At 63.6% G+C, this 23,199-nt stretch carries 20 protein-coding genes; 6 read left to right on the forward strand and 14 right to left on the reverse strand.

Annotated elements, in window-relative coordinates; translation table 11 throughout:
- The first annotated feature begins 129 nt into the window (after positions 1-129).
- From murJ to ACZ2IA_RS04200, 3 genes are all read left to right on the forward strand, one after another.
- Positions 130-1,665: a murein biosynthesis integral membrane protein MurJ gene (gene murJ, locus ACZ2IA_RS04190; protein WP_470291315.1), complete on the forward strand. Its 1,536-nt coding sequence runs from the start codon at positions 130-132 to the stop codon at positions 1,663-1,665.
- Positions 1,666-1,772: 107 nt separating this feature from the next.
- Positions 1,773-2,198 carry a DUF2799 domain-containing protein gene (locus ACZ2IA_RS04195; protein WP_470291316.1) on the forward strand — a complete coding sequence of 142 codons (426 nt, stop codon included), beginning with the start codon at positions 1,773-1,775 and terminating at the stop codon, positions 2,196-2,198.
- Between the two features lie 84 nt (positions 2,199-2,282).
- Positions 2,283-2,993, forward strand: a complete 711-nt coding sequence (locus tag ACZ2IA_RS04200; protein ID WP_470291317.1) for an alanyl-tRNA editing protein — start codon at positions 2,283-2,285, stop codon at positions 2,991-2,993.
- A gap of 95 nt (positions 2,994-3,088) precedes the next feature.
- On the opposite strand, the gene ACZ2IA_RS04205 is transcribed toward ACZ2IA_RS04200, so the two are convergent.
- The 13 genes from ACZ2IA_RS04205 to ACZ2IA_RS04265 form a co-directional block, all read right to left on the reverse strand.
- Positions 3,089-6,214, reverse strand: a complete 3,126-nt coding sequence (locus tag ACZ2IA_RS04205; RefSeq protein WP_470291318.1) for an efflux RND transporter permease subunit — start codon at positions 6,212-6,214, stop codon at positions 3,089-3,091.
- 13 nt (positions 6,215-6,227) lie between these two features.
- Positions 6,228-7,319, reverse strand: coding sequence for an efflux RND transporter periplasmic adaptor subunit (locus ACZ2IA_RS04210; RefSeq protein WP_470291319.1), 1,092 nt, complete (start codon positions 7,317-7,319; stop codon positions 6,228-6,230).
- Between the two features lie 34 nt (positions 7,320-7,353).
- Complete coding sequence (mltA, locus tag ACZ2IA_RS04215; RefSeq protein WP_470291320.1) at positions 7,354-8,613, reverse strand: murein transglycosylase A; 1,260 nt, start codon at positions 8,611-8,613, stop codon at positions 7,354-7,356.
- A 187-nt stretch (positions 8,614-8,800) separates the two neighbouring features.
- A complete protein-coding gene (locus ACZ2IA_RS04220) occupies positions 8,801-9,388 on the reverse strand; it encodes a glutathione peroxidase (protein WP_470291321.1) in 588 nt (195 codons plus the stop codon).
- 162 nt (positions 9,389-9,550) lie between these two features.
- Positions 9,551-10,561 (reverse strand): hypothetical protein, encoded by a 1,011-nt coding sequence (locus ACZ2IA_RS04225; protein ID WP_470291322.1) that lies wholly within the window; start codon positions 10,559-10,561, stop codon positions 9,551-9,553.
- Positions 10,562-10,729: 168 nt separating this feature from the next.
- Positions 10,730-11,086: a thioredoxin gene (gene trxA, locus ACZ2IA_RS04230; RefSeq protein WP_470291323.1), complete on the reverse strand. Its 357-nt coding sequence runs from the start codon at positions 11,084-11,086 to the stop codon at positions 10,730-10,732.
- A 139-nt stretch (positions 11,087-11,225) separates the two neighbouring features.
- Positions 11,226-12,173: a class I SAM-dependent methyltransferase gene (locus ACZ2IA_RS04235; protein ID WP_470291324.1), complete on the reverse strand. Its 948-nt coding sequence runs from the start codon at positions 12,171-12,173 to the stop codon at positions 11,226-11,228.
- A gap of 161 nt (positions 12,174-12,334) precedes the next feature.
- On the reverse strand, positions 12,335-12,862 hold the full coding sequence (gene coaD / locus ACZ2IA_RS04240) for a pantetheine-phosphate adenylyltransferase (RefSeq protein ID WP_470291325.1): 528 nt from the start codon (positions 12,860-12,862) through the stop codon (positions 12,335-12,337).
- Positions 12,863-12,968: 106 nt separating this feature from the next.
- Positions 12,969-13,943 (reverse strand): peptide ABC transporter ATP-binding protein, encoded by a 975-nt coding sequence (locus tag ACZ2IA_RS04245; protein WP_470291326.1) that lies wholly within the window; start codon positions 13,941-13,943, stop codon positions 12,969-12,971.
- On the reverse strand, positions 13,940-14,938 hold the full coding sequence (locus ACZ2IA_RS04250) for an ABC transporter ATP-binding protein (RefSeq protein WP_470291327.1): 999 nt from the start codon (positions 14,936-14,938) through the stop codon (positions 13,940-13,942). Before ACZ2IA_RS04250 ends, ACZ2IA_RS04245 begins: the two co-directional genes overlap by 4 nt.
- 10 nt (positions 14,939-14,948) lie before the next feature.
- Positions 14,949-15,857, reverse strand: coding sequence for an ABC transporter permease subunit (locus ACZ2IA_RS04255; RefSeq protein WP_470291328.1), 909 nt, complete (start codon positions 15,855-15,857; stop codon positions 14,949-14,951).
- A gap of 18 nt (positions 15,858-15,875) precedes the next feature.
- Positions 15,876-16,904: an ABC transporter permease subunit gene (locus ACZ2IA_RS04260; RefSeq protein ID WP_470291329.1), complete on the reverse strand. Its 1,029-nt coding sequence runs from the start codon at positions 16,902-16,904 to the stop codon at positions 15,876-15,878.
- 434 nt (positions 16,905-17,338) lie between these two features.
- Positions 17,339-18,934: an ABC transporter substrate-binding protein gene (locus ACZ2IA_RS04265; protein WP_470291330.1), complete on the reverse strand. Its 1,596-nt coding sequence runs from the start codon at positions 18,932-18,934 to the stop codon at positions 17,339-17,341.
- 1,150 nt (positions 18,935-20,084) lie between these two features.
- On the opposite strand from ACZ2IA_RS04265, the gene ACZ2IA_RS04270 reads away from it, so the two are divergent.
- A complete protein-coding gene (locus ACZ2IA_RS04270) occupies positions 20,085-21,008 on the forward strand; it encodes a LysR substrate-binding domain-containing protein (protein ID WP_470291331.1) in 924 nt (307 codons plus the stop codon).
- Between the two features lie 98 nt (positions 21,009-21,106).
- Positions 21,107-21,352 (forward strand): DUF2889 domain-containing protein, encoded by a 246-nt coding sequence (locus tag ACZ2IA_RS04275; protein WP_470291332.1) that lies wholly within the window; start codon positions 21,107-21,109, stop codon positions 21,350-21,352.
- On the opposite strand, the gene ACZ2IA_RS04280 is transcribed toward ACZ2IA_RS04275, so the two are convergent.
- Positions 21,316-22,437, reverse strand: a complete 1,122-nt coding sequence (locus ACZ2IA_RS04280; protein WP_470291333.1) for a beta-ketoacyl-ACP synthase III — start codon at positions 22,435-22,437, stop codon at positions 21,316-21,318. The two genes, ACZ2IA_RS04275 and ACZ2IA_RS04280, sit on opposite strands and share 37 nt — an antisense overlap.
- Before the next feature lie 268 nt (positions 22,438-22,705).
- Here ACZ2IA_RS04280 and iscR point away from each other — a divergent pair, with 268 nt between their 5' ends.
- A complete protein-coding gene (iscR, locus tag ACZ2IA_RS04285; protein ID WP_470291334.1) occupies positions 22,706-23,194 on the forward strand; it encodes a Fe-S cluster assembly transcriptional regulator IscR in 489 nt (162 codons plus the stop codon).
- Positions 23,195-23,199 lie beyond the last annotated feature (5 nt).

The raw sequence follows: 23,199 nt of genomic DNA on the forward strand, positions 1-23,199 counted from the left end.
TTTTGCAACAACAAACCCGGGCGCGTAAACTCACGCGCTTGTCTGGCGTTAAGAGCCTGTCGGGCGGCTGCGCGAGCAGGCCCGCCGACACCGTGCCAACCCTCTCTCCCAACGCAATCGGGACCCTGCATGAATCTACTCAAGGCGCTGGCCACGGTCAGCAGCATGACACTGGTGTCGCGCATCCTCGGCTTCATCCGCGACGCCATCATCGCCCGCGTGTTCGGCGCAGGCTTTGCCACCGATGCCTTTTTCGTGGCGTTCAAACTCCCCAACCTGTTGCGCCGGGTATTCGCCGAAGGCGCGTTCTCGCAGGCGTTCGTGCCGGTGTTGGCCGAATACAAGCACCAGAAGAGCGACGCCGAAACGCGCGACTTCCTCGCCCATGTCGCCGGCCTGCTGAGCCTGGTGCTGCTGGTCGTCACCGTGATCGGCATGCTCGCCGCGCCGGTGGTGATCTGGGTGTCGGCGCCGGGCTTCGCCAGCGAGCCGGACAAATTCGCGCTGACGGTGAAGCTGTTGCAGATCACCTTCCCGTACATCCTGTTCATCTCGCTGTCGTCGCTGGCCGGCAGCGTGCTGAACACCTGGAACATGTTCTCGGTGCCGGCGTTCACGCCGACTTTCCTGAACCTGTCGTTCATCGCCTGCGCGCTGCTGCTCGCCCCCTACTTCCACCCGCCGGTACTGGTGCTGGCGTGGGCGGTATTCCTCGGCGGCCTGGCACAGCTCGCCTACCAGCTGCCTTACCTGAAGAAGGTCGGCATGCTCGCCTGGCCGCGGCTGAACCTGAAGGATGCGGCGGTGTGGCGCATCGTCAAACAGATGGGCCCGGCGATCTTCGGCGTGTCAATCTCGCAGATTTCCCTGGTGATCAACACCATCTTCGCGTCGTTCCTGGTGTCGGGTAGCGTGTCGTGGATGTACTACGCCGACCGGCTGATGGAATTCCCGACCGGCATCCTCGGCGTGGCGCTCGGCACCATCCTGCTGCCGTCGCTGTCCAAGCACGCCGTCAACAAGTCGACCGAGGAATACAGCAAGCTGCTCGATTGGGGCATCCGCCTGTCGCTGTTGTTGGCGCTGCCGGCATCGGTCGGCCTGGCGATCCTGTCCAAGCCGCTGATCGCCACGCTGTTCATGTACGGCAAGTTCAGCGCCTTCGACGCCTTGATGACGCAGCGCGCGCTGATCGCCTATGCGATCGGCCTGGTCGGCCTGATCCTGGTGAAGGTACTGGCGCCGGGCTTCTACGCGCGCCAGAACATCAAGACCCCGGTGCGGATCGCCATCTTCACGCTGGCGATGACCCAGCTGATGAACCTGGCGTTCATCTGGCAGCTGAAACACGCCGGCCTCGCGCTGTCGATCGGCCTGGGTGCCTGCCTGAACGCCGGCCTGCTGCTGACGCTGCTGATCCGCCACGGCGCCTATAAGCCGCAGCCGGGCTGGAAGGCGTTCGGCAGCAAGACGGTGCTGGCGGTGATCGGCATGGCGCTGGTGCTGGTGGCGCTCGACCACGTCCTGCCGACCGACTGGCACGGCCACTCCTACGTGCGGGTCGGCTGGCTCTCCGCGCTGATCGTCGCCGGTGCGGCGAGCTACTTCGGCCTGCTGTTCGCCTTCGGCTTCCGCTTTGGCGACTTCGCCCGGCGCGAACACTGACCTCCCGAAGGGTGGCGGCGCCACCCTTCGTCCCCCTTCCCGTTTGCCCCCGTCCCGGTGACGTATCATCAAAGCAGGCTTTCGGCCATCCTGTCGAAGGAGCCGCCATGCGTATCCTGCTGCTATCACTTGTCCTGTTGCTGTCCGCCTGCGCCACCCTCAACGAGCAGCAATGCCGCACTCAGTCCTCCACTACGATCGGCGAGCAGGATGGTCGTGCCGGTTACCCGGTCAGCCGCTTCGACGACAACCAAAAGGCCTGTTCCCGCTACCATCTTGCGCTCGACCGCGACGCCTACCTCGCCGGACGCAGCCACGGCCTGGAAAACTACTGCACGCCGGACAACGGCAGCCGGGTCGGCCTGCGCGGCGAGCGCTACTACGGCGTCTGCCCGCGAGAGAGCGAAGACGCCTTCCTGCTGCACTACTGGCCGGCCTACGTCCAATACCAGCGACAACGCCTCTACGACGACTATTGGGCGTGGTCGCACCGCTACTACCCTTACTGGAGCCGTCCCTATTGGTGGTATTAAGAGGCACTGAGCCTTGCCCCGGCCTCCCGCGCGCGGCATGCTTGCTGCACCCGACTTGATGCATCCGAACAGCGGAGCGACCCCATGCCAGAACAGTTCTACCAGAACGCCTACCTCACCCGACTCGACACCCGCGTCGTCCGCCACGACGAGGCCGGACTGGTACTCGAAGACACCATCTTCTACCCGATCGGCGGCGGCCAGCCGGGCGATACCGGACAGGTGCGCGACGCGGCCGGCGTCACGGTCGAGATCACCGACACCCGCCGCGACCGCGCCAGCCGCGAGATCGTTCACCTTACCGCCTCGGACAAGCCGCGCTTCGCGCCGGGCATGCCGGTGACGCTGGAGCTCGACTGGACGCGCCGCTATCGCCATATGCGTCTGCACACCGCGCTGCACCTGCTCAGCTGCGTGATCCGTGCCGGCGTCACCGGCGGCAACCTCACTGCCGAGTCGGCGCGGCTGGACTTCGACATCGGCGACGACTGGGTGCTCGACCGCGAGCAGATCGAGCAGGCTTTGAACCGGCTGATCGCCGACGACTCCCCGGTCCGCATAGAAATGACCAGCGGCGCGGCGCTGAAGGCGCAACCGGAACTGATCAAGACCATGTCGGTGACACCGCCGCTCGACCTGCCGGAAATCCGCCTGATCCGCATCGAGGGCACCGACCTGCAACCCTGCGGCGGCACGCACGTGGCGCGCACCGGAGAGATCGGACCGGTCCGGGTGAAGAAGATCGAAAACAAGGGTAGCCGCAATAAGCGGGTGGTGATCGCGCTGGCCGATTGAGAACCCGGCGCCTGACGACGGGCTTAAGCGACGCCGGACACAGAACAGGGCTGCCCACGGGCAGCCCTGTTCGATAATCAACGTTGGCCGAAGCGCTAGGTCTTGTCGGCCTGCGGCGTGCCGTTCAGCCGCGCGAACAGCCGATGCACCCGGCCGCGCAGGCCGTCGAGGTAGGTGTACACCACCGGCACCACGATCAGCGTCAACACCGTCGAAGTGACCAGGCCGCCGATGATCGCGTGTGCCATCGGCGCGCGCGTCTCCGAGCCCTCGCCACCGCCGATCGCCAGCGGCAGCATGCCGAAGATCATCGCGAGGCTAGTCATCATGATCGGCCGCAAGCGCACCCGGCCGGCCTCGACGATCGCGTCCTCGCGGCTCATGCCCTCGCGGCGTGCCTGGTTGACGAAGTCGACGAGCAGAATGCCGTTCTTCGCCGCGAGACCCATCAGCATCACGATGCCGATCACCGAGAACATGTTCAGCGTGCTGCCGAACAAGAGCAGCGCGACGAACACGCCGACGAAGGCCAAGGGCAGCGCCATCATGATCGTCACCGGCAGGGTGAAGCTGCGGAACTGCGCGGCCAGGATCATGTAGATGAAGATCACCCCCATCGCCAGCGCCTCGATCGCGAAGGTAAGCGACTCTTCCATGTCGCGCCGCTCGCCTTCCTGCGCCAGCGTCACGCCCGGCGGCAGCTTAAGCGAGGCGGTGACCTTGCTGATGTCGGCGAACACATCGCTGTTGTCGCGGCCGCTGATGTTGGCGGTCAGCGTGATCTCGCGCTGCAGGTCGACCCGGTCGATCTGGCGCGGGCTGGTCGCGTCGCGCAGCTGCGTCACCGACGACAGCGGCACCATCGCCGCGCTACCGTCGTCGCCACGCTTGCCCGGCACGGTGATCACGTCGAGCAGCTCGTTCTGGCGCGCCAGCTTCGGGATCTGCAGCTTGACGTCGTAGTTCTCGCCGTCCGGCGCCTCCCAGGTGGTGGTGGTCTCGCCGGCGAGCAGGATCGACAGCGTATTGCCGACCTTGGCGAGGTCCACCCCCAGGCTCGACGCGGCGTCGCGGTTCACCTCGACGTTCAGCGCCGGGTCGGCGTCGGCGAGGCTGCTCTGCAGGTCGCTGACGCCCTTGATGCGCCGGACCTTGTCGCCGACCTCGTCGGCCGCCTGCTCCAGCAGGCGGATGTCGCCGCCGCGCAGGCCGATATTGACCGGCTTGCCGCTCGGGCCGTTCTTGCCCAGCTCCTCGATCGAGACGATCTCGACACCGGCGACGCGCGCCACCTGGGTACGCGCGACGTCCATCAGCACGAACAGGCTGCGCTTGCGGTCGCGCTTCTTGCCGACGTCGACGACCAGCTTGCCGTCGGTCTTGCCGGCGCCGAACTTGCCGCCGCCCACCGAGATGCTGACCGACTTCACTTCGGGCAGCTGCTGACGCAGCAGCTTCTCGATCTCGCCGGCCTTGGCGCTGGTGTACTCCAGCGACGAGCCCGGCGCGGTCTTGAAGCTGACCGAGAGCTCGCCCTTGTCGGTGCGCGGGATGAACTCGCCGCCGATGGTCGGCACCAACATGAAGCTGCCAACGGTCAGCCCCAGCGCCAGCGCGATCACCGTCTTGCGGTGGTGCAGCGACCAGCGGATCACCCCGCCGTAGCGTTCGGCCAAGCGATCGAGCGAGCCCTCGAACCAGTCGAGGAAACGGCCGACCGGGCCCTTGTGATGGTCGCCGTGGTGGTGCGGGTCGTGCCAGATCGATGACAGCATCGGGTCGAGCGTGAAGCTGACCAGCATCGAGATCAGCACCGCCACCGTCACCGTCAGGCCGAACTGGTGGAAGAACTTGCCGATGATGCCGCCCATGAAGCCGACCGGCAGGAACACCGCGACGATGGTCAGGGTGGTGGCGAGCACCGCCAGGCCGATCTCGGCAGTGCCCTCCATCGCCGCCTGGTAATGGCCCTTGCCCATCGCGGCGTGGCGGACGATGTTCTCGCGCACCACGATCGCGTCGTCGATCAAGAGGCCGATCGACAGCGACAAGGCCATTAGCGTCATCAGGTTGAGCGTGAAGCCGAGCGCCTGCACCGCGAACAAGGTGCCGATCAGCGCCACCGGCAGGGTCAGGCCGGTGATCACCGTGCTGCGCCAACTGCCGAGGAACAGGAACACGATCAGCACCGTCAGCAATGCGCCCTCGATCAGCGTGCTCCTGACGTCGGCGAGCGAGTTCTTCACGTCCTCGGACTTGTCGTAGGTGTACTTCACCGAGGTGCCGAGCGGCATCTGCGACTGCATCTCGTGCATCACCCGCTTTACGCCGCCGGCCACGTCGACCACGTTGGCGCCGCGCGCCGCGCGCACGTCGAGGCCGACCGCCAGCTTGCCGTCGAGCAGCGAGATGCTGCTCTGCTCGGCCTCGCCGTCGATCACCTCGGCGACGTCGGATAGCAGGATCGGCCCGCCGGCGCGGTAGGCGATCACCAGTTTGGCGAAGTCGTCCGGCGACTTCAGCTTACCGGCCACCCGGATCGCCAGCTCATTGCTGGCGGTGCCGACTTCGCCGGCCGGGTAGTCGCGGTTGGCCGCGCGCACCGCGTCGGACACGTCGCTCGGCGACAGGCCGAGCGCTTCGAGCCGGTAGGGGTCGAGATTGATGCGGATCGCCCGGCTCACTCCGCCGATCACCTTCACCTCGCCGACGCCGGACACGGTCTGCAGCCGTTTCTTCAAGGTGTTGTTGACCCAGCTGGTCAGCTCGCGCGGGCTGACCTCGCTGGAACTCAGGGCCATCGACAGCAGCGGCTGATCGTTCGGGTTGAACTGCGACACGCTCGGCGTGGATATCTCGCGGCGGAAGCGGCCCTGCACGCCGCCGACCCGGTCGCGCACGTCCTGCACCGCGACGTTCGGATCGACGGTCAGCTCGAACTCGACCACGATGGTCGAGTTGCCCTCGAACGAGTACGAGCGGATGTGCTTAATGCCGCTGATGGTGTTGAGCGCCTCCTCGAGCGGCTTGCTGACCTCGCTCTCGACCACCTCGGGCGAGGCGCCCTCGTAGTTGGTGCTGACCACCGCCACCGGGAAGCGGATGTCGGGGAATTCCTCGACCGGCAGGCTTTTCATCGCGAACAGGCCGAGCACCACCAGCGCCAGCATCAGCACGGTGGCGAAGTAGGGATTCTTGATGCTGATCCGGGTTAGCCACATGGCAGCGTTCCCCTCAGCGTGCGCGCGGTAGCGTGACCGCGTCGCCCGGCTTCACCCCAAGCAGCGCCGCCGACAGCAGCGTCTCGCCGGCGGCGATGCCGTTGACCGCGGCCTGCCGTTCCGACTCGGAGGTCAACAGCAGTTGCACCGGGCGCTTCTCAAGCTTGCCACCGTTCACCCCCATCACCCATGGCTTGCCGGCGCGGTCGTTGATCGCCGCGAGCGGCAGCGCCACCTTGTCGGCGATCTCGCTGAGCACCAGTGCGCCCTTGACGAACTGGCCGCCCTTCAACACGCCGTTCGGGTTCTGCACCCGCACGTAGACGGTGAAGCTGCGCGTGCTCGCCGACGCGACCGGATTGATCCGCACAAGCGTGCCCTCGAAGCGTTCGGCCAACCCTTCGACGCTGAAACGCGCCGGCAGCCCGGTCTTCACCTGCGAGATCAGCCGCGACGGCAGCGTGGCGGCGATCTCCAGCACCGACAGGTCGGCCACCGCGAACAGCCGGGCGTTCTTGACGATCTGCTCGCCCGGGTTGATCTTGCGCTCGTACACCACGCCGGCTATCGGCGCGTGCACCACCGTGTACGACAGCTGCTTGCGCGCGCGCGCCAGCTGGCTGCGCTGCGCCTCGAGCTCGCCGGACTTCACGACAAAGGCGCTTTCCGCCTCGTCGAGCGCAGTCTTGGAGATGAAGCCCTTGCCGGCCAGTTCGCGCTGCTGGTCGAGCTTGAGACGGGCAAGCTTCAGCTGCGACTCGTTGTTGCTGAACCGGGCGCTCTGCTCGGCGACGCTCTGACGCAGCTCCTCGCTGTCGATCACCGCCAGCACCTGGCCCGCCTTGACCCGCTCGCCCTCGCGCACCTTCACCTCGCTAACGGTGCCGTCGATCTGCGAGGCGAGCACGCTGCTCGACAGCGCCGACAGGGTACCGGTGAACGGCAGGCTGTCGGCGACCGGCGCGACGCGGGCCGTCAGCACGTCGGCACTGGCGAGCTCGCGCGCACTGTCTGCCGGCTTGGCATCGACGGCCGAATGGGTTTTGCCGCAGGCGGCGAGCAGTGCCACGCTGGCGATGATGATCAGGCGGAGGGTAAGAGTCATAAAGATCGATGAATGTGTTGATCGGCAAGCCGGCTCAGGCCGGCGGGTTGACGCCCTTGGGCAGCAGCAGCCACAGGCTGCCCTGCTGCTTCATCCGGCCGGCGTACATGCCAGCCTCGGTGCCGTAACCCCAGAAGAAGTCGGCGCGCAGCGCGCCGCGGATCGCGGTACCGGTATCCTGCGCATGCATCAGCCGGTTGAGCGGCTGGCTCGACAATGGATAGCTGGTCGACAGGTAGACCGGCGAGCCGAGCGGAATGTAATGCGGGTCGACCGCGATGCTGTAGCCGTCGGTCAGCGGCACGCCCATCGCGCCGAGCGGGCCGCCCTCGGCATGCCCCAGCACCTTGAAGAAGATGTAGCTCGGGTTGGCGTTGAACAGCTCGTCCTGCCGCGACGGGTTGCGCGCGACCCAGTCCTGGATGCCCTGCATCGACGCGTCACCGAGCGTCATCTGCCCCTGGCCGACCAGCCACTTGCCGATCGACTGGTAGGGGTAGCCGTTCATGTCGGCGAAACCGACGCGCAGGAAGCTGCCATCGTCGAGCTGGATGCGACCCGAGCCCTGCACCTGCAGGAAGAACAGCTCGACCGGGTTTTCCACCCAGGCGAGCACCTGCGCGTTACTTACCCCCAGGCCCTGGGCGATTTGCGCGCGGGTGTAGTACGGCACGAAACGGTTGCCGTCGATACGACCCTTCAGCGCCTTGCTGCGGCCATCGTTGGCGAAATCGGCCGGACGCAGTTCGAATTCGCCGGCGCCGGCGCTCGTCTTGCCCGGCACCAGCACCAGCCGCTTGGCGCCACTGCGGCGGGCAACCAGCACCGACTTGCCGCGATCCGACGAGGCCACGTCGAGCGACAGCAGGTCGGCCGGCGCCCCGTAAACCGGGTACGGCGTGCGCGCGCTCTTGCTGCGACTGCCGGCGAGCAGCGGCTCGTAGTAGCCGGTGATCAGGCCGGTGTTGCTGGCGCCGTCTCGGATCTGCCACGGCACGAAGCGGGTCTCGAAGAACTGGCGCACCGCCACGGCGTCGTTCGGCGACAGGCGGCCGGCGTCGCGGCACACCGACTCCCAGCCGGCGCGGCGAACCAGTGTCTTGCAGCTTTGCTGCAGCGCCAACAGGGTGGAGCCGGACTGCTGGGCGTTCCAGTCGGGCAGCTGGTCGAAACCGACCGAGGCGTAGCGGGCATTGCCGCTGGCGGTGCCGCCGCTGCTGCTCGGAGTGCGCGGTGCGGTGGAGCAGGCTGCCAGCCAGATCAGCGGCAGCAGGAAAAGAAGCCGTTTGAACATGCGAATACCGTCAACAAAATCGGGGCGTGGCTCGGGTCTAGAGCCGCTCATTGTACGACGGCTGTGACAGGATGACAGCGGCGCAGTTCAGCGGGCCCTAATGTTTTAGCGGGCATAAAAAGCGCCACCCGCGTGAGGCATGAGGCCCGGATGGCGTTTACCCACGAGGTGGCGCAAGGCTCAACGGCTACTGGCCCAGCGACTTCAGTCGCGGCGGTGCGGTAGGCGGCACGCTCGGCGCCGGCGCGGCCGTGCCGTTCAGATAGCCCTCGATCTGGCCGACCAGCTTCGGATCGTCCGGCTCGGTGCGGGTGCCGTAACTGGTCACCGTCGCACCGCCCGGCGCGATCAGGTATTTGTGGAAGTTCCAGCGCGGCGCGTCACCGCTGAGGGTGATCAGCTGACGATACAGCGGAATCGCGTCTTGGCCGACCACGTGCGATTTCGTCGCCATAGGGAAGCTGACGCCGTAATTGGCTAGGCAGAACTTGCCGATGTCGCTGTCTTTCTCGAGTTCCTGGTGGAAGTCGTTCGACGGCACCCCGACGATCACGAGGCCGCGAGCACGGTAGCGCTGGTAGAGCGCCTCGAGCTTGGTGAACTGCGGGGTGAAGCCGCAGTGACTGGCGGTGTTCACCACCAGCACCGGCTTGTCGGCGTACTGGCACAGATTGACCGTACCGCCCATCAGTCCGGGCAGTTGCTGGTCGAGCAGCGCCGGGCAGGCCGCCTGCGCCGCAAGCGGCAGCCAGTAAAGCAACAGGAACTTGTTCATCGGCGTCATCTTTAAAGTGCGGAAGGTTAGGCTCTTTTGACTCTAGCTACCGTTCCTGCTGGCAACAATCGTCACGACTTGACACAAACAAAACAGGTTGACCGCCAATGTTCCTAGTGTGAGCTACTGACACAGCGGCGTAGAGTCTACTTTCTCGATAAACTACATGCTGCTCTTGGGAACAGGCTGACCGGCACTTTCCAACAGACGCCGGAAGGCTGCAATAGTGGTAAGCGGCAGGCCATTGGGCGTCACCAATGCACCTTTCCAAAGTAGCTCTCTTTCCCTGCCAACCATCACGTCACGTGCCCAGGAACGGAAGGTGCAACGCGAATTGGTAACCACTTTCTCTTTAGTGTTACAAGAGTAGCTGCTGAAATCGCTGAGCCATGACTGCAGCTGACCAGTCTGCATTTCCTTCCAATCAAGCCCATGGCTGCGGGCCAACTTGCTTAGAGCAGTAGCCTCCTGAATGGCCTGTACACGTTCTCTCTCCAGCTCCTTATCCCAATTAATGTGAGACACACGCTGGCGAATCTCCGCATTGCGCTGGGCCTCAACATCACGTTTTTGCTTTTCACGAGCATCATAGGTGCCGCGGATGCCCTGAATATCTTGGAAAACACTGTCGGGCAGCTTAGCAGACCGGATCACTGTCCAGACCCGGTTCGTACCAATTTCTAACTCACCTTGCGCCGCCCCGGCTGCCATCGCCACCGCACCGAGGCCAACGGTGACCACAGTCGCCAACGCCTTGCCCATCGCTTCCCCGGCATTATCAACCGCCGCAAGACTCTTACCGAAATACGAGGAACAGCGCGTGTAAGGCGTTAGCTGTTGCGCCTGCTCGGCGCTGCACTTCATAAACCCACCTTGAGTTAATATTTCTCCATAAAAGGCCGGTGCAGCATTTCTTAAATCCTTATCGATAAAGATAGTTTCCTGATTAAGATTGGAGCGCACAGGCCGTTTCTCGTAGGCGCCAATTGCATGCCACCCCGAATCTTGCTTCTCGACTAGCGCATAGAAACCTGGCTGTTCGGGAAGACTCTTGTAGACAGTTTGGATAGAGGTAGTGTTAGCTTGTTTTGAAGCAGTGGCACAACCAGACAACAGGGCAATGGTCAGGCAGGAAGTAGTAAGCAGCCGACTTGATTGGGGCATAGTCCACATGAGGAATTATCTGCAACTTTGTTTGAAGAGTTATATTTGATGCATTTTGCATCAATAGCCTCATGTGGGGCAACCCTCTATAACTGTCAAGCATATTTACGTTATCCAATGCAAACGGGAAGGCTAATGCCTTCCCGTTTGCATTGGATACTTTATGACATGTGCTTACTACTGTTCGACCAACTCGGCCTTGACCTTGTCCATGTCGAGCGCCCGCACCTCGCCGATCAGCTGTTCGAGCTGCCCCGCGCTCAGCGCGCCGGCCTGGTTGAACAGCAACACATTGTCGCGCAGCACCATCAGCGTCGGGATCGAGCGGATGTTGAAGTGCGCGGCGAGGTCCTGCTCTTCTTCGGTGTTGATCTTGCCGAACACGATGTCCGCGTGCTTGTCCGAGGCCGCCTCGAACACCGGGCCGAACGACTTGCACGGCCCGCACCACGGCGCCCAGAAGTCGAGGATCACGATGCCGTCGTTCTCGACGACGCTGTTGAAGGTGGAGGCGCTAAGGTTGACGGTCGCCATGGCGGTTTCTTTCCTGTTGGTTGCTCGTACCCGCCGCGAGCGGGGGTCGTGTGGCAAGGATAGGGGCGCACCACGGCTTTTGAAAGAGATAGCGCCGGTTGTATTTTCCTACTTGGCCGATAGCTTTTTCGAATGCCGCTCAGCGCAGATGATTAATCTGCCAGCACTGGTGGATCTTCTTGTTGCGGAAGTCGTCCGGGATCGACTGCGCAGTGATGTCGCGCACGCTATAGCGTTCGGCCAACTCGGGCGCCAGCGTAAAGCTGCGCAGGTTGTTGGAGAAGTACAGCGTGCCGCCCGGCGCCAACAGCGCCATCGCGCCGTCGATCAGCCGCTCCTGGTCGCGCTGCACGTCGAGGATCTCGAGCATCTTCTTCGAGTTGGAGAAGCTCGGCGGGTCCATCACGATCAGATCGAAGCGCTTGCCGGCGGCGCGCGCGTCGTCGAGGTACTGGAACACGTCGGCGCGCACCAGCTGATGGGCTGCCAGATCCAGGCCGTTCAGCTCGAAGTTGCGGCGCGACCAGGCCTGGTAGGTATTGGACAGGTCGACCGTCTCGCTCGACACCGCCCCGCCCGCCGCCGCGTAGACGGTGAAGCTGCCGGTGTAGGCGAACAGGTTGAGGAAGCGCTTGCCAGCCGCCTCGTCGCGCACCCGCTTGCGGGTGTTGCGATGGTCGAGGAACAGCCCGGTGTCGAGGTAGGCGTCGAGGTTGACCCAGAAACGTTGGCCGAACTCCTCGACGATAAAGTCCTCGCCGCGCTCGCCGGTCTTCTCGTACTGGTGCTCGCCCTTCTGGCGGCGGCGGGTCTTCACCGCTACTGCCTCCTTGCCAAGGCCGGTGACGAAGGCGATCGCCTCGACCACCTCGGCCAACCAGGCGTCGTGCTCCTCGTCCGGCAGCAACCAGCCGGTGTCGAACTCCTGCAAATGGACGCGTTCGCCGTAGAAGTCGACCGCGAACGGAAACTGCGGCACGTCCCGGTCGTAGGCACGCCAGGCGTCGATGCCCTGGCGGCGCGCCCATTTGAGGTAATGCTTGATGTTCTTGCCGAGCCGGTTGGCGAAAGGACTGACGTCCACCATGACAGCGCTTACTCCTGAATCAAAACGGTACAAATGCACTGGCGCCGCTCCGTCCCGAAAGGGCCGGTGGCAGCGCCAAGTATGGATAAGGGGATAGAACCCCTCTGATTGTAAGCCAGCCGGGCCGCGCGGCGAAATGCCGGGCCGGCGTTCGGCCGACCTTACAGGCTCTTCTGGTAGGCGATCAGCTTGCGGTACACCGGCTCCGGCAGGTACTGGCGGATCACCTCTTCCCAGCCCTGTGGCCCGACCAGGCCCTTGACCATCGTCGACGACACCTCGGCGTACTCGCGCGGCGGCAGCAGGAAGATGGTGGTGATGTCGGGGTGCAGGTCGGTATTGATGTAGCGCATGGTGCGCTCGTACTCGTAGTCGCTGGCGGTACGGATGCCGCGCACGATGTAGTTGGCACCGATGCTCTGCGCGTAGTTGACCAGGAACTGGTGCTCGAACACCTCGACGCGCAGCTTGGAAAAACCGCGCGTCACCGCCCTCAGCATCTCGGCGCGCTCGTCCACGCTGAAGGTGCAATGCTTGTCGGGGTTGACCCCGATGGCGACCACCAATTCGTCGAACAGCTCGACGGCTTCGCGGATCATCCACAGATGACCGTTGGTCGGTGGGTCGAAGCTACCGGCGTACACGGCACGTTTCAATTCTCGTCTTCCTCGATAGTGGATCTGGTTCATGGTGACTGTACCCCGCGTGACAGAAGACGGACAAGACGTTTTTTTGCAGTGCAATAAAAAAACCCCGCCGGGGCGGGGTTCAGTCGGGCGGCACGCTCTGAGTCTATCAGACGTTGATTTCCTCCACCCGGTGGCAAGCCACCAGGCGGTCGCCGATCGGGCGCAGCTCGGGCACCTCCTGTTTGCAGCGCTCGACCGCGTACGGGCAGCGCTTGTGGAAGGTGCAGCCGGAGGGCGGGTTGAGCGGGCTCGGCAGCTCGCCGACGATCTTGATCTTGATCTTGCGGTCTTCCGGATGGATCGATGGCGTGGCCGACAACAGCGCCTGCGTGTACGGGTGCAGCGGGCGGCGATACAGATCGGCCTTGGCGCCGACTTCGACCGCGCGGCCCAGGTACATCACCATCACGTCGTCGGCCACATGCTCGACCACCGACAGATTGTGCGAGATGAACACGTAGGCGGTGCCGAACTCCTGCTGCAGGTCCATGAACAGGTTGAGCACCTGCGCCTGGATCGACACGTCGAGCGCCGAGGTCGGCTCGTCGGCGACCACGATCTTCGGGTTCAGCATCATCGCCCGCGCGATCGCGATGCGCTGGCGCTGGCCGCCGGAGAACATGTGCGGATAGCGGTAGAAGTGCTCCGGGCGCAGGCCGACCTTGGTCATCATCGCCTTGACCTTGGCCTCGCGCTCGCCCGCCGACAGGTCGCTGTTGATCGCCAGCGGTTCGGCCAACTGCGTGCCGATCTTCTGGCGCGGGTTGAGCGAGGCGTACGGGTTCTGGAACACCATCTGCACCTTGCGGCGCATCGCCTTCAGGTCGGCGTGGCCGACGCGGGTCAGCGACACGCCGTCCAGGCTCAACTCGCCCGAAGTCGGCTCCTCGATCAGCGTAAGCTGACGCGCCAGCGTCGACTTGCCGCAGCCGGACTCGCCGACCACCGCCAGCGTCTTGCCGGCGGCCAATTCGAACGACACGCCGTTCAGCGCCTTGACGGTGGCGTGCCCCTTCAGAAAACCGCGCGACACCGCGTAGTGACGGGTCAGGTCGCGGGCGGACAATACGATGTTGCTCATTGGGCGACCCTCTGCTTGCGGAGTTCGACGGGCTGGGCGACCAGCGGGAAGTGGCAGCGCACGCTGCCGTTGGCCGACGGCGTCAGCAACGGTCGCTCGGCGCGGCAGCGCTCCTGCGCGTACGGGCAGCGCGGCGACAGCAGGCAGCCGCTCGGCCGGTCGTACTGGCCCGGCACGATGCCCGGCAAGGTCGACAGGCGCTCGGCGCCCTTGCTGTGCTCCGGGATCGACGCCAGCAGTGCCTCGGTATACGGGTGCGCCGGGGTGCGGAACAGCTCGGGCACGCGACCGAGTTCGGCCACCTGACCGGCGTACATCACCGCCACCCTATCGGCCACCTCGGCGACCACCGCCAGGTCGTGGGTGATCATGATCAGCGCCATGTTCTGGCTCTTCTGCAAGGACACCAGCAGTTCCATGATCTGCGCCTGGATGGTCACGTCGAGCGCGGTGGTCGGCTCGTCGGCGATCAACAGCTTCGGGTTACAGGCGATCGCCATCGCGATCACCACCCGCTGGCTCATGCCGCCGGACAGCTGGTGAGGGTAGGCGTCGAGCCGGCTCTTCGCCGCCGGGATCTCGACCATCTCCATCAATTCCAGCGCGCGCTGCTTCAACGCGGCGCCACGCAGGCCCTGGTGCACCTTCAGCACTTCCATGATCTGGTAGCCGACCGTGTAGCTCGGGTTCAGGCTGGTCATCGGGTCCTGGAAGATCATCGCGATGTCCTTGCCGACGATGCGGCGGCGCTCGCGGGCGCTGATCTTCAGCAGGTTCTTGCCGTCGAAGCTCAGCTCGTCGGCGGTGACGCGGCCCGGGGCGTCGATCAGCCCCATCAGCGCCATCATCGTCACCGACTTGCCCGAGCCGGACTCACCGACGATGCCGACGATCTCGCCCTGCTCGACGCTCAGGTCCATGTTCTCGACCGCGCGGAACGGGTTGGCCGGGTTGCCGAACGCGACCGAGAGGTTCTTGATTGTTAACAGGCTCATCATTTTCCCCTTAGGCGGCGCGTTTCAGTTTCGGGTCGAGCGCATCGCGCAGCCCGTCGCCCATCAGGTTGATCGCCAACACCGACAAGAGAATGGTCAGGCCCGGCAGCGTCACCACCCACCAGGCGCGTTCGATGTAGTCGCGGGCCGAGGCCAGCATGGTGCCCCATTCGGCCAGCGGCGGTTGCACGCCCAAGCCCAGGAAGCCGAGCGCGGCGGCGTCGAGGATCGCCGACGAGAAGCTCATCGTCGCGTGCACGATCAGCGGTGCCATGCAGTTGGGCAAGACGGTGACGAACATCAGCCGCACCAGCCCCGCACCGGCGACGCGGCTGGCGGTGACGTAGTCGCGGTTCAGCTCGGTCATCGCCGACGCGCGGGTCAGGCGGACGTACGCCGGCAGCGCGGTGATCGCGATCGCGATGATGGTATTGATCAGGCCCGGCCCGAGGATGGCGACGATTGCCACCGCCAACAGCAGCGACGGCAACGCCATCATGATGTCCATCAGCCGCATGATCAGCGGGCCGAGCACCTTCGGGAAGAACGCCGCCAACAGGCCAAGGATAATGCCCGGGATCAGCGCCATGGTGACCGACGACAGGCCGATCAACAGCGACAGCCGCGCGCCGTAGATCAGCCGCGACAGGATGTCGCGACCGAGCTCGTCGGTGCCGAGCAGGAAGCCGGCGCTGCCGCCGTCCAGCCAAGACGGCGGCGTCAACAGATGGTCGCGGAACTGTTCGATCGGGCTGTGCGGTGCCACCAGCGGTGCGAACACCGCGGCGAGCAGCACCAGCACCATGAACACCAGGCCGGCGACGGCACCCTTGTTGAACGAGAAGCCCTGCCAGAACTCCTTGAGCGGCGAGGGGTATGTGAGCGCGATGTCTTCGCGGGCTTGTACGGTATTCGCCATCTTGTCTCTCCTTGCGGCTTATTTGGCGTGGCGGATACGCGGGTTGGCGATACCGTAGAGGATGTCCACGATAAAGTTCACCACGATGATCAGGGTGGCGATGATCAGGATGCCGTTCTGCACCACCGGATAGTCACGGCGCGAGATCGCGTCGATCAGCCACTTGCCGATGCCCGGCCAGGAGAAGATGGTCTCGGTCAGCACCGCGCCACCCATCAGCGTGCCCACCTGCAGGCCAACCACGGTTAGCACCGGGATCAGCGCATTGCGCAGCGTGTGGACGAAGATCACCCGCGCCGGCGACAGGCCCTTGGCGCGCGCGGTACGCACATAGTCCTCGCGCAGCACTTCGAGCATCGACGAGCGGGTCATCCGCGCGATCACCGCGAGCGGAATGGTGCCGAGCACGATGGCCGGCAGGATCAGGTGCTTCAAGGCATCGAAGAAGGCGCCGGCGTTGGCCGACGGGTCGGCCCGTTCGGCCAACCAGCTGTCGATCAGCATGAAGCCGGTGCGCGGCGCGATGTCGTAGGCGAGGTCGAGCCGGCCCGATACCGGGGTCCAGCCGAGCTTCACCGAGAAGAACATGATCAGGATCAGGCCCCACCAGAAGATCGGCATCGAGAAGCCGGTCAGCGAGATGCCCATCACGCCGTGATCGAAGATCGAGCCACGTCGGATCGCGGCGATCACGCCGGCCAACAGGCCGACCACCACGGCGAAGATCATCGCCGCGGTCGCCAGCTCCAGCGTGGCCGGGAACAGCGTGGTGAACTCGTGCCAGACGCTGTCGCGGGTAATCAGCGATTCGCCGAAATTACCGTGCGCCAAGTTGGTCACATAGTCGAAGTATTGGGCCGGTAGGGGCTTGTCGAGGCCGAGCCGGTGCATCGCCTCGGCGTGCATCACCGGATCGAGCGTACGCTCGCCCACCATTACCTCGATCGGGTCGCCCGGAATCATCCGGATCAGGCCGAAAGTCAGCAGCGTGACACCCAGGAAAGTGGGGATCAGCACGCTCAGTCGTCGGAAAATGAACAACAGCATGGGACTTCTCTCGTTTTCGGGTTGTCCGAAATGGCGGCGAGGTCGCCGGCGATGCCGGTGGATCGGCACGCGACACGCACAAGACCCCGTCGCCGCATTGCTAGGCAGGGCGAAGTCGGTCGGGAACACGGGAGAAAACGGGGAAGGAATGCGTCGAGAGGGGTCGGGCAACAGCAACAACCGAACCACCCACCTAAACCGGTCATTGCTGCTGCCTCGACGTGATCAAGATAACAGCCGGCGCCAGAATCACTGTTGATTCAGGTCAAACCGATCGACCGTTCCACCCACTATTTCCACCCTACCCGCCGGCTTCACGCTGTCCGGGCCGGCATTCCACCAGAAAAATGCTTTCTGGATAAATGCCCGTCCCTTAACGCGCATCGGGGGCCAGGCCCCCGACGTGCGTGCGTTACAGCTTCAGCTGGCTGGCCTTACTTCAGGCTCACCCCGTAGAACGAGTTCAGACCGAACGGGCTGACCTTGAAGCCTTGCACTTCCTTGCGCATCGGCTGGTTCACGGTAGAGTGGGCGATAGTGGTCATCGGCACCTGCTGCTTCACGATTTCCTGCGCCTTCATATAGAGCTTGGTGCGCTCGGCCACGTTGGTGGTCGCCTTGCCCTTCTGGATCAGGTCTTCGAACGGCTTGTAGCACCACTTCGAGAAGTTGTTGCCGTTCATCGCGTCGCAGCCGAACAGCACGCCCAGCCAGTTGTCCGGGTCGCCGTTGTCGCCGGTCCAGCCGATCAGCATCGAGTCCTGCTCGCCCTTCTTGGCGCGCTTGATGTACTCACCCCATTCATACGACTGGATCTTGGCCTTCACGCCGATCTTGGCCCAGTCGGACTGGATCATTTCGGCCATCAGTTTGGCGTTCGGGTTGTACGGACGCTGTACCGGCATCGCCCACAGGCCGATGTCCATGCCGTTCGGGAAGCCGGCCTTGGCCAGCAGCGCCTTGGCTTTTTCCGGGCTGTACGGTGCGTCTTTCAGCGACTTGTTGTACGACCACTGGGTCGGCGGCATCGGGTTGGTGGCCGGCTGGCCGGCGCCCTGGTACACCGCATCGATGATGGCTTTCTTGTTGATCGCCATGTCGAGCGCTTCGCGCACTTCCAGCTTGTCGAGCGGCTTATGCTTCACGTTATAGGCGAGGTAGCCGAGGTTGAAACCCGGCTGGCTGATGATCTTCAGCTTCGGATCGGCCTTCATCGCCGGCAGGTCGGCCGGACGCGGGTAGGCGGTCACCTGGCACTCGCCGGCCTTCAGCTTCTGGAAGCGCACCGACGGGTCGGTGGTGATCGCGAACACCAGGTTGTCGACCTTCGGGCCGTCCGCCTTGTTCCAGTAATCCTTGTTGGCCGCAAAGCGGATCTGCGAGTCCTTCTGGTAGCGCTTCAGGATAAACGGGCCGGTGCCGACCGGCTGCTGGTTGATCAGCTGCGGCTTGCCTTCTTTGAGCAGCTTGTCGGCGTATTCGGCCGACTGGATCGAGGCGAAGCTCATCGCCAGGTTCTGCACGAACGCGGCGTCGATCTTCTTCAGGGTGAACTTGACGGTGTTGGCGTCGACCTTCTCGACCTTGGTGATGTTCTCGTCCATACCCATGTCGGTGAAGTACGGGAACTCGGTCGGGTACGCCTTGCGGAACGCATTGTTCTTGTTGAGCATGCGGTCGAAGGTGAACACCACGTCGTCAGCGTTGAATTCGCGGGTCGGCTTGAAGTAGTCGGTGGTCTGGAACTTCACGCCCTTGCGCAGGTTGAAGGTGTAGGTGAGGCCATCCGGGGCCACTTCCCATTTTTCGGCCAGGCCCGGCACCACCTTGGTGCTGCCGCGCTCGAACTGGGTCAGGCGGTTGAACACGGTTTCGGCCGATGCGTCGAAGTCGGTACCGGTGGTGTACTGGCCCGGGTCGAAACCGGCCGGGCTCCCCTCGGAACAATAGATCAAGGTGCCGGCAGCCTGCGCCATCGAGGCAGCGGTCAGCAGGCCGGCAGAAATCAGCAGCGTCTTGGCAGCGCGCATTGATAGTTTCCTTCTTCTCTGTTTATAAACGGTAATTATTCTTATATAACCTGGCGCTCTATGGTGTCGCCAGGATACATTATGCACGCAGCGGGAAAATGGCAAGCGTAATCCGCGCTGCCGTCTGTATCGTTGGCGACCGCGCGTGACAAATCAATATTTGTTCAGATCCGCGGCGGGTCCGACAATCTGACAGCGAGTATTTCAGAAGCTTTTCCACGCATCTACTCATAAAAATTTATGTTGGATGCGGTTTTGTTATAGGGGTTTTCGGACTCGAAGCGGAAGGCGCTGAAGGCCTGTCAGACGAGTGTGGCGTATCTTGGAATCGAAAGAAATGTCGGGCGCTGGGCGGGCAAATCCCTATTGGGAAAAGCAGGATGACCAGCGCTAACCAAGCCCCGAGGATGAGGGAGTGACCGTCGATCAAGATCCCCCGAACGCCGGCAAGGGGGGTCGACGCGGGAAGGCGACGAGCGGTTCCTGACCTGTTAGGCCAACGTCACCGCCGGCGATCACTGATGTAGCCATTGATCGATTTGTCATGCGAGGCATCAAGCGCCGAAGCCCGACCATATTGGTCAGGCTTTTTATTAGCTATGTCCCAATTACGTGTTGGTCCGTAGCGAGAAATCGCTGGAAGCCTCGCGACTATTGGCTTGGTGGCATTTCCAAGAATCCAGTAATGGCAGGCCTTTCCAAGGGCGTAACACCAAATGTGACAGAGCCTTTTTATTCGTCTCTTTTAGCGCCGCTAACAAAATCCTCTCGGTGATGTTGTGCCGCCTTGCCGTACTACTTGTACTGTCTACGGCAGCGGCGGGCAGGATCGCTTCGCTGGGTTTTGTTAGTGGCTCTTAATGTATCGACTGCTGAAGGCCGCCATGGCCGGACGAGAGGTGTTCCTGACCGTGGTGCGAGCAGCTCGACGACCGAGGGTGGTCAGCCGGATGAGCCGCTCCCTGCTCCTGCAACACCGGGGTAACGGTGCGGATCGCCATTTCTTTCGACCCTTGAAGATCGCCTTGAATGGCATTGGCATGGCGGAGAGGCAGTATGGCAGGGCCTTACGCTCACATCTACTTATATATATTTATCTTCAATGCGGCTTTGTTATATGCTGACGCATACCCCAGCCAGGAAGCCCGCCATGATCCGGTTCAGACAGATCGAAGCCTTTCGTTGCCTGATGATTACCGGCACCAGCGTTGGTGCCGCGCGCAGGATGCACGTCACCCAGCCAGCGATCAGCCGGCTGATCGCCGACCTGGAAGTGGACCTGGGCTTTCGGTTGTTCAACCGTTCGAAGGGGAGGCTCGAGCCGACCGTCGCTGGTGTGCGCTTCTACAAGGCGGTGGAGGAGAACTTCCTGGGACTGGAGCGGCTGAAGCAGGAAGCTACCAATATTCGCAACGCCGCGGCAGAAGGACTGACGGTGTCCTGTCTGCCAGTGCTGGCCGCGTCGGTGTTGCCACTGGTGCTGAAGGAGTTCTTCCGCTACCACCCCGACGTGCCGATCAAGGTCGATTCGCGTAACGGATCGGAGATCATGGTGTCGCTGCAGGACCTGAGAACCGACGTGGCGCTGAGCTTGGCCTTTCCGCCGATTGCCGGCATCGAGATCGAACCGTTGCTGACGGTGCGGCTCTTGTGCGCGATGCCGGCCGGGCACCGCTTGGCCGCGAACGAGGTCGTCACTCCGGAAGACTTGCATGGTGAAGACGTGATCGGCTGGCTGCCCAACGGCGCGCAGTCATACGGGGCAGAGCAGGCGAGTCTGGAAGACGCGGGCATCAACCCGCGTTACCGGGTCAAGACCCATACCGCGCACACCCGCTACGCGATGGTCGCCAACGGTCTGGGGGTGTCGATTGTCGAGCCGTTTGCGGCCAAGGTCTGGCAGGCGCATGGCGTAGTGCTGCGGCCCTTCCAGCCGGACATCCGCCTAGATTACGTGCTGGCCTGCCCGAGCAACGGCTTGCGCTCGGAGCTGGTGCAGGACTTTCGCGAGACGGTGATGAAAGTGATACGGAACTACGACTTCGGGGTCGGTACCGAGGTGGTCTGCGGCTGAGCCGGGTTCGGGGCCCGCTCGCGTGCCGATCCATAACAGGCTCTAGTCCAGAGATGTGGAACGCGCCAGAATAGCGGTGCCCCATCAGGAACCGCCCCATGCCATTGCCGCAAGCCGACTCGCCCCGCGAACGACGGCACACCCGCCAGATCCGCATCGAAGGCTACCGCCATGCCGACGGGCTGTGGGACATCGAAGGCCATCTCACCGACACCAAGGACGACGATGTGATGCTGGCGTCGGGGCTGCGCCCGGCCGGCGAGCCGATCCATGAAATGTGGCTGCGCCGGCGACCTCGCGTGACAAATCAATATTTTTTCAGAATGACCGAACCGACCGAATAACCGGCGCCGAACGACGACAGCACGCCAACCTGTCCCGCCGCCATGTCGCGGTTGAACAGGTGGAAGGCGATCACCGAGCCGGCCGAACTGGTATTGGCGTACCGATCAAGAATCACCGGCGCCTCGTCGCGGCTGGCGTCACGGCCGAGCACCCGGCGCGCGATCAGCTCGTTCATGCCGAGATTGGCCTGGTGCAGCCAGAACCGACGCACCGCGGCCGGCTCGAGCGCCAGCTCGGCCAGGTGCGCGACGATGTGCTCGCCGACCAGCGGGCAGACCTCCTTGAACACCTTGCGGCCCTGTTGCACGAACAGCTTGTCCGGCGCACCGACGCCGCGCTCGTCGCAGCGGTTTAGGAAACCGGCGTTGTTGCGGATGTTGTTGGAGAACAGCGTGGCCAATTTGCAACCGAGCACCGCGAAACGCTGCGCCGACACCGCCAGATCGGCGCGCTCCAGTACCACCGCGGTGCAGGCATCGCCGAAGATGAAGTGACTGTCGCGGTCGCGGAAATTCATGTGCGCGGTGCAGATTTCCGGGTTGACCATCAGTACCGCGCGCGCCTGGCCGCTGGCGATCGCGTTGACCGCGGTCTGGATCCCGAAGGTCGCCGACGAGCAGGCGACATTCATGTCGAAGGCGTAGCCGGCGATGCCCAGCGCGCCCTGCACCTCGACCGCCATCGCCGGATAGGCGCGCTGCATATTCGAGCAGGCGACGATCACCATATCGATGTCGGCGGCCGAGCGACCGGCGTTTTCCAGCGCCTCGCGCGCCGCGATCACCGCCATCTCGGCCTGGACCGACAATTCGTCGTTGCCGCGCTCGGGCAGGAACGGTTTCATCCGCTTAGGATCGAGCACACCGTCCTTGTCGAGCACGAAGCGGCTCTGGATGCCCGACGCCTTGACGATGAACTCGGCGCTCGATTCGGCCAACGGTTCGAGTTCGCCGGTGGCGATCTGGTTGGCGTGCTCGGCGTTGTAGCGGTTGACGTAGCTATTGAACGACGCCACCAGCTCCTCGTTGCTGATGGCGTGCGGCGGGGTGAACAGCCCGGTGCCGCTGATAACGACCTGATTCATTGATGAGTTTTCCTGTAGTCGCTCCGGGCAGGGCTGCCAGAGCAGATCCGTCGATCCAAACAAATGTTTGCTTGAATAATACACCAAGCATCTCCTTGCCATTCATCACTGTCCGCAGAAAAGCATGCCAAATTCCGGCTAAACCCAGTAAAATAGTCGGGTTTGTCTAGGCCGGCTTGGGTAAGCCCGAAACCGCCGGCCACGAATAGTTGACTAAAATACTCGGAAATATGATACTGGTCGGCAACCACCCAAGGGGAACCCGACCATGCGACTGACCACCAAAGGCCGCTTTGCCGTCACGGCCATGCTCGACCTCGCGCTGCGCGAGGGCAACGGCCCGGTAACGCTGGCCGGCATCAGCGAACGCCAGAGCATTTCGCTCTCCTATCTGGAGCAGCTGTTCGGCAAACTGCGCCGTGCCAACCTGGTCGAGAGCGTGCGCGGCCCCGGCGGCGGCTACACGCTGGCCAAGGAGTCCGACGAGATCTCGGTAGCCGACATCATCGTGGCGGTCGACGAACCGGTCGACGCCACCCAGTGCGGCGGCCGCGAGAACTGCCTTGGCACCAACCAGCGCTGTATGACCCACGACTTGTGGACCAGCCTGAACACCACCATTTTCGATTACCTGTCCAAGGTCAGCCTGGCCAGTCTGGTCAACAGCCAGCGCACCAAGGACGTTAACGTATTGCAGGATCAGCGCGAGGCTCGCCCCACCCGCCGCAGTCGCGCCGAATCCATCACCGGCCTGTAACCGGA

The organism is Crenobacter sp. CS_VA4 (assembly GCF_055597485.1).

Coding starts and splice junctions, on each gene's coding strand:
- ACZ2IA_RS04280 (WP_470291333.1), bottom strand. CDS start 22,437: ATGAATCAGGTCGTTATCAGCGGCACCGGGCTGTTCACCCCGCCGCAC.
- coaD (WP_470291325.1), bottom strand. CDS start 12,862: ATGAACCAGATCCACTATCGAGGAAGACGAGAATTGAAACGTGCCGTG.
- ACZ2IA_RS04210 (WP_470291319.1), bottom strand. CDS start 7,319: ATGACTCTTACCCTCCGCCTGATCATCATCGCCAGCGTGGCACTGCTC.
- ACZ2IA_RS04255 (WP_470291328.1), bottom strand. CDS start 15,857: ATGGCGAATACCGTACAAGCCCGCGAAGACATCGCGCTCACATACCCC.
- ACZ2IA_RS04235 (WP_470291324.1), bottom strand. CDS start 12,173: ATGGTGGACGTCAGTCCTTTCGCCAACCGGCTCGGCAAGAACATCAAG.
- ACZ2IA_RS04200 (WP_470291317.1), top strand. CDS start 2,283: ATGCCAGAACAGTTCTACCAGAACGCCTACCTCACCCGACTCGACACC.
- ACZ2IA_RS04195 (WP_470291316.1), top strand. CDS start 1,773: ATGCGTATCCTGCTGCTATCACTTGTCCTGTTGCTGTCCGCCTGCGCC.
- ACZ2IA_RS04260 (WP_470291329.1), bottom strand. CDS start 16,904: ATGCTGTTGTTCATTTTCCGACGACTGAGCGTGCTGATCCCCACTTTC.
- ACZ2IA_RS04205 (WP_470291318.1), bottom strand. CDS start 6,214: ATGTGGCTAACCCGGATCAGCATCAAGAATCCCTACTTCGCCACCGTG.
- iscR (WP_470291334.1), top strand. CDS start 22,706: ATGCGACTGACCACCAAAGGCCGCTTTGCCGTCACGGCCATGCTCGAC.
- ACZ2IA_RS04225 (WP_470291322.1), bottom strand. CDS start 10,561: ATGTGGACTATGCCCCAATCAAGTCGGCTGCTTACTACTTCCTGCCTG.
- murJ (WP_470291315.1), top strand. CDS start 130: ATGAATCTACTCAAGGCGCTGGCCACGGTCAGCAGCATGACACTGGTG.
- ACZ2IA_RS04250 (WP_470291327.1), bottom strand. CDS start 14,938: ATGAGCCTGTTAACAATCAAGAACCTCTCGGTCGCGTTCGGCAACCCG.
- ACZ2IA_RS04245 (WP_470291326.1), bottom strand. CDS start 13,943: ATGAGCAACATCGTATTGTCCGCCCGCGACCTGACCCGTCACTACGCG.
- trxA (WP_470291323.1), bottom strand. CDS start 11,086: ATGGCGACCGTCAACCTTAGCGCCTCCACCTTCAACAGCGTCGTCGAG.
- ACZ2IA_RS04275 (WP_470291332.1), top strand. CDS start 21,107: ATGCCATTGCCGCAAGCCGACTCGCCCCGCGAACGACGGCACACCCGC.
- ACZ2IA_RS04265 (WP_470291330.1), bottom strand. CDS start 18,934: ATGCGCGCTGCCAAGACGCTGCTGATTTCTGCCGGCCTGCTGACCGCT.
- ACZ2IA_RS04270 (WP_470291331.1), top strand. CDS start 20,085: ATGATCCGGTTCAGACAGATCGAAGCCTTTCGTTGCCTGATGATTACC.
- mltA (WP_470291320.1), bottom strand. CDS start 8,613: ATGTTCAAACGGCTTCTTTTCCTGCTGCCGCTGATCTGGCTGGCAGCC.
- ACZ2IA_RS04220 (WP_470291321.1), bottom strand. CDS start 9,388: ATGAACAAGTTCCTGTTGCTTTACTGGCTGCCGCTTGCGGCGCAGGCG.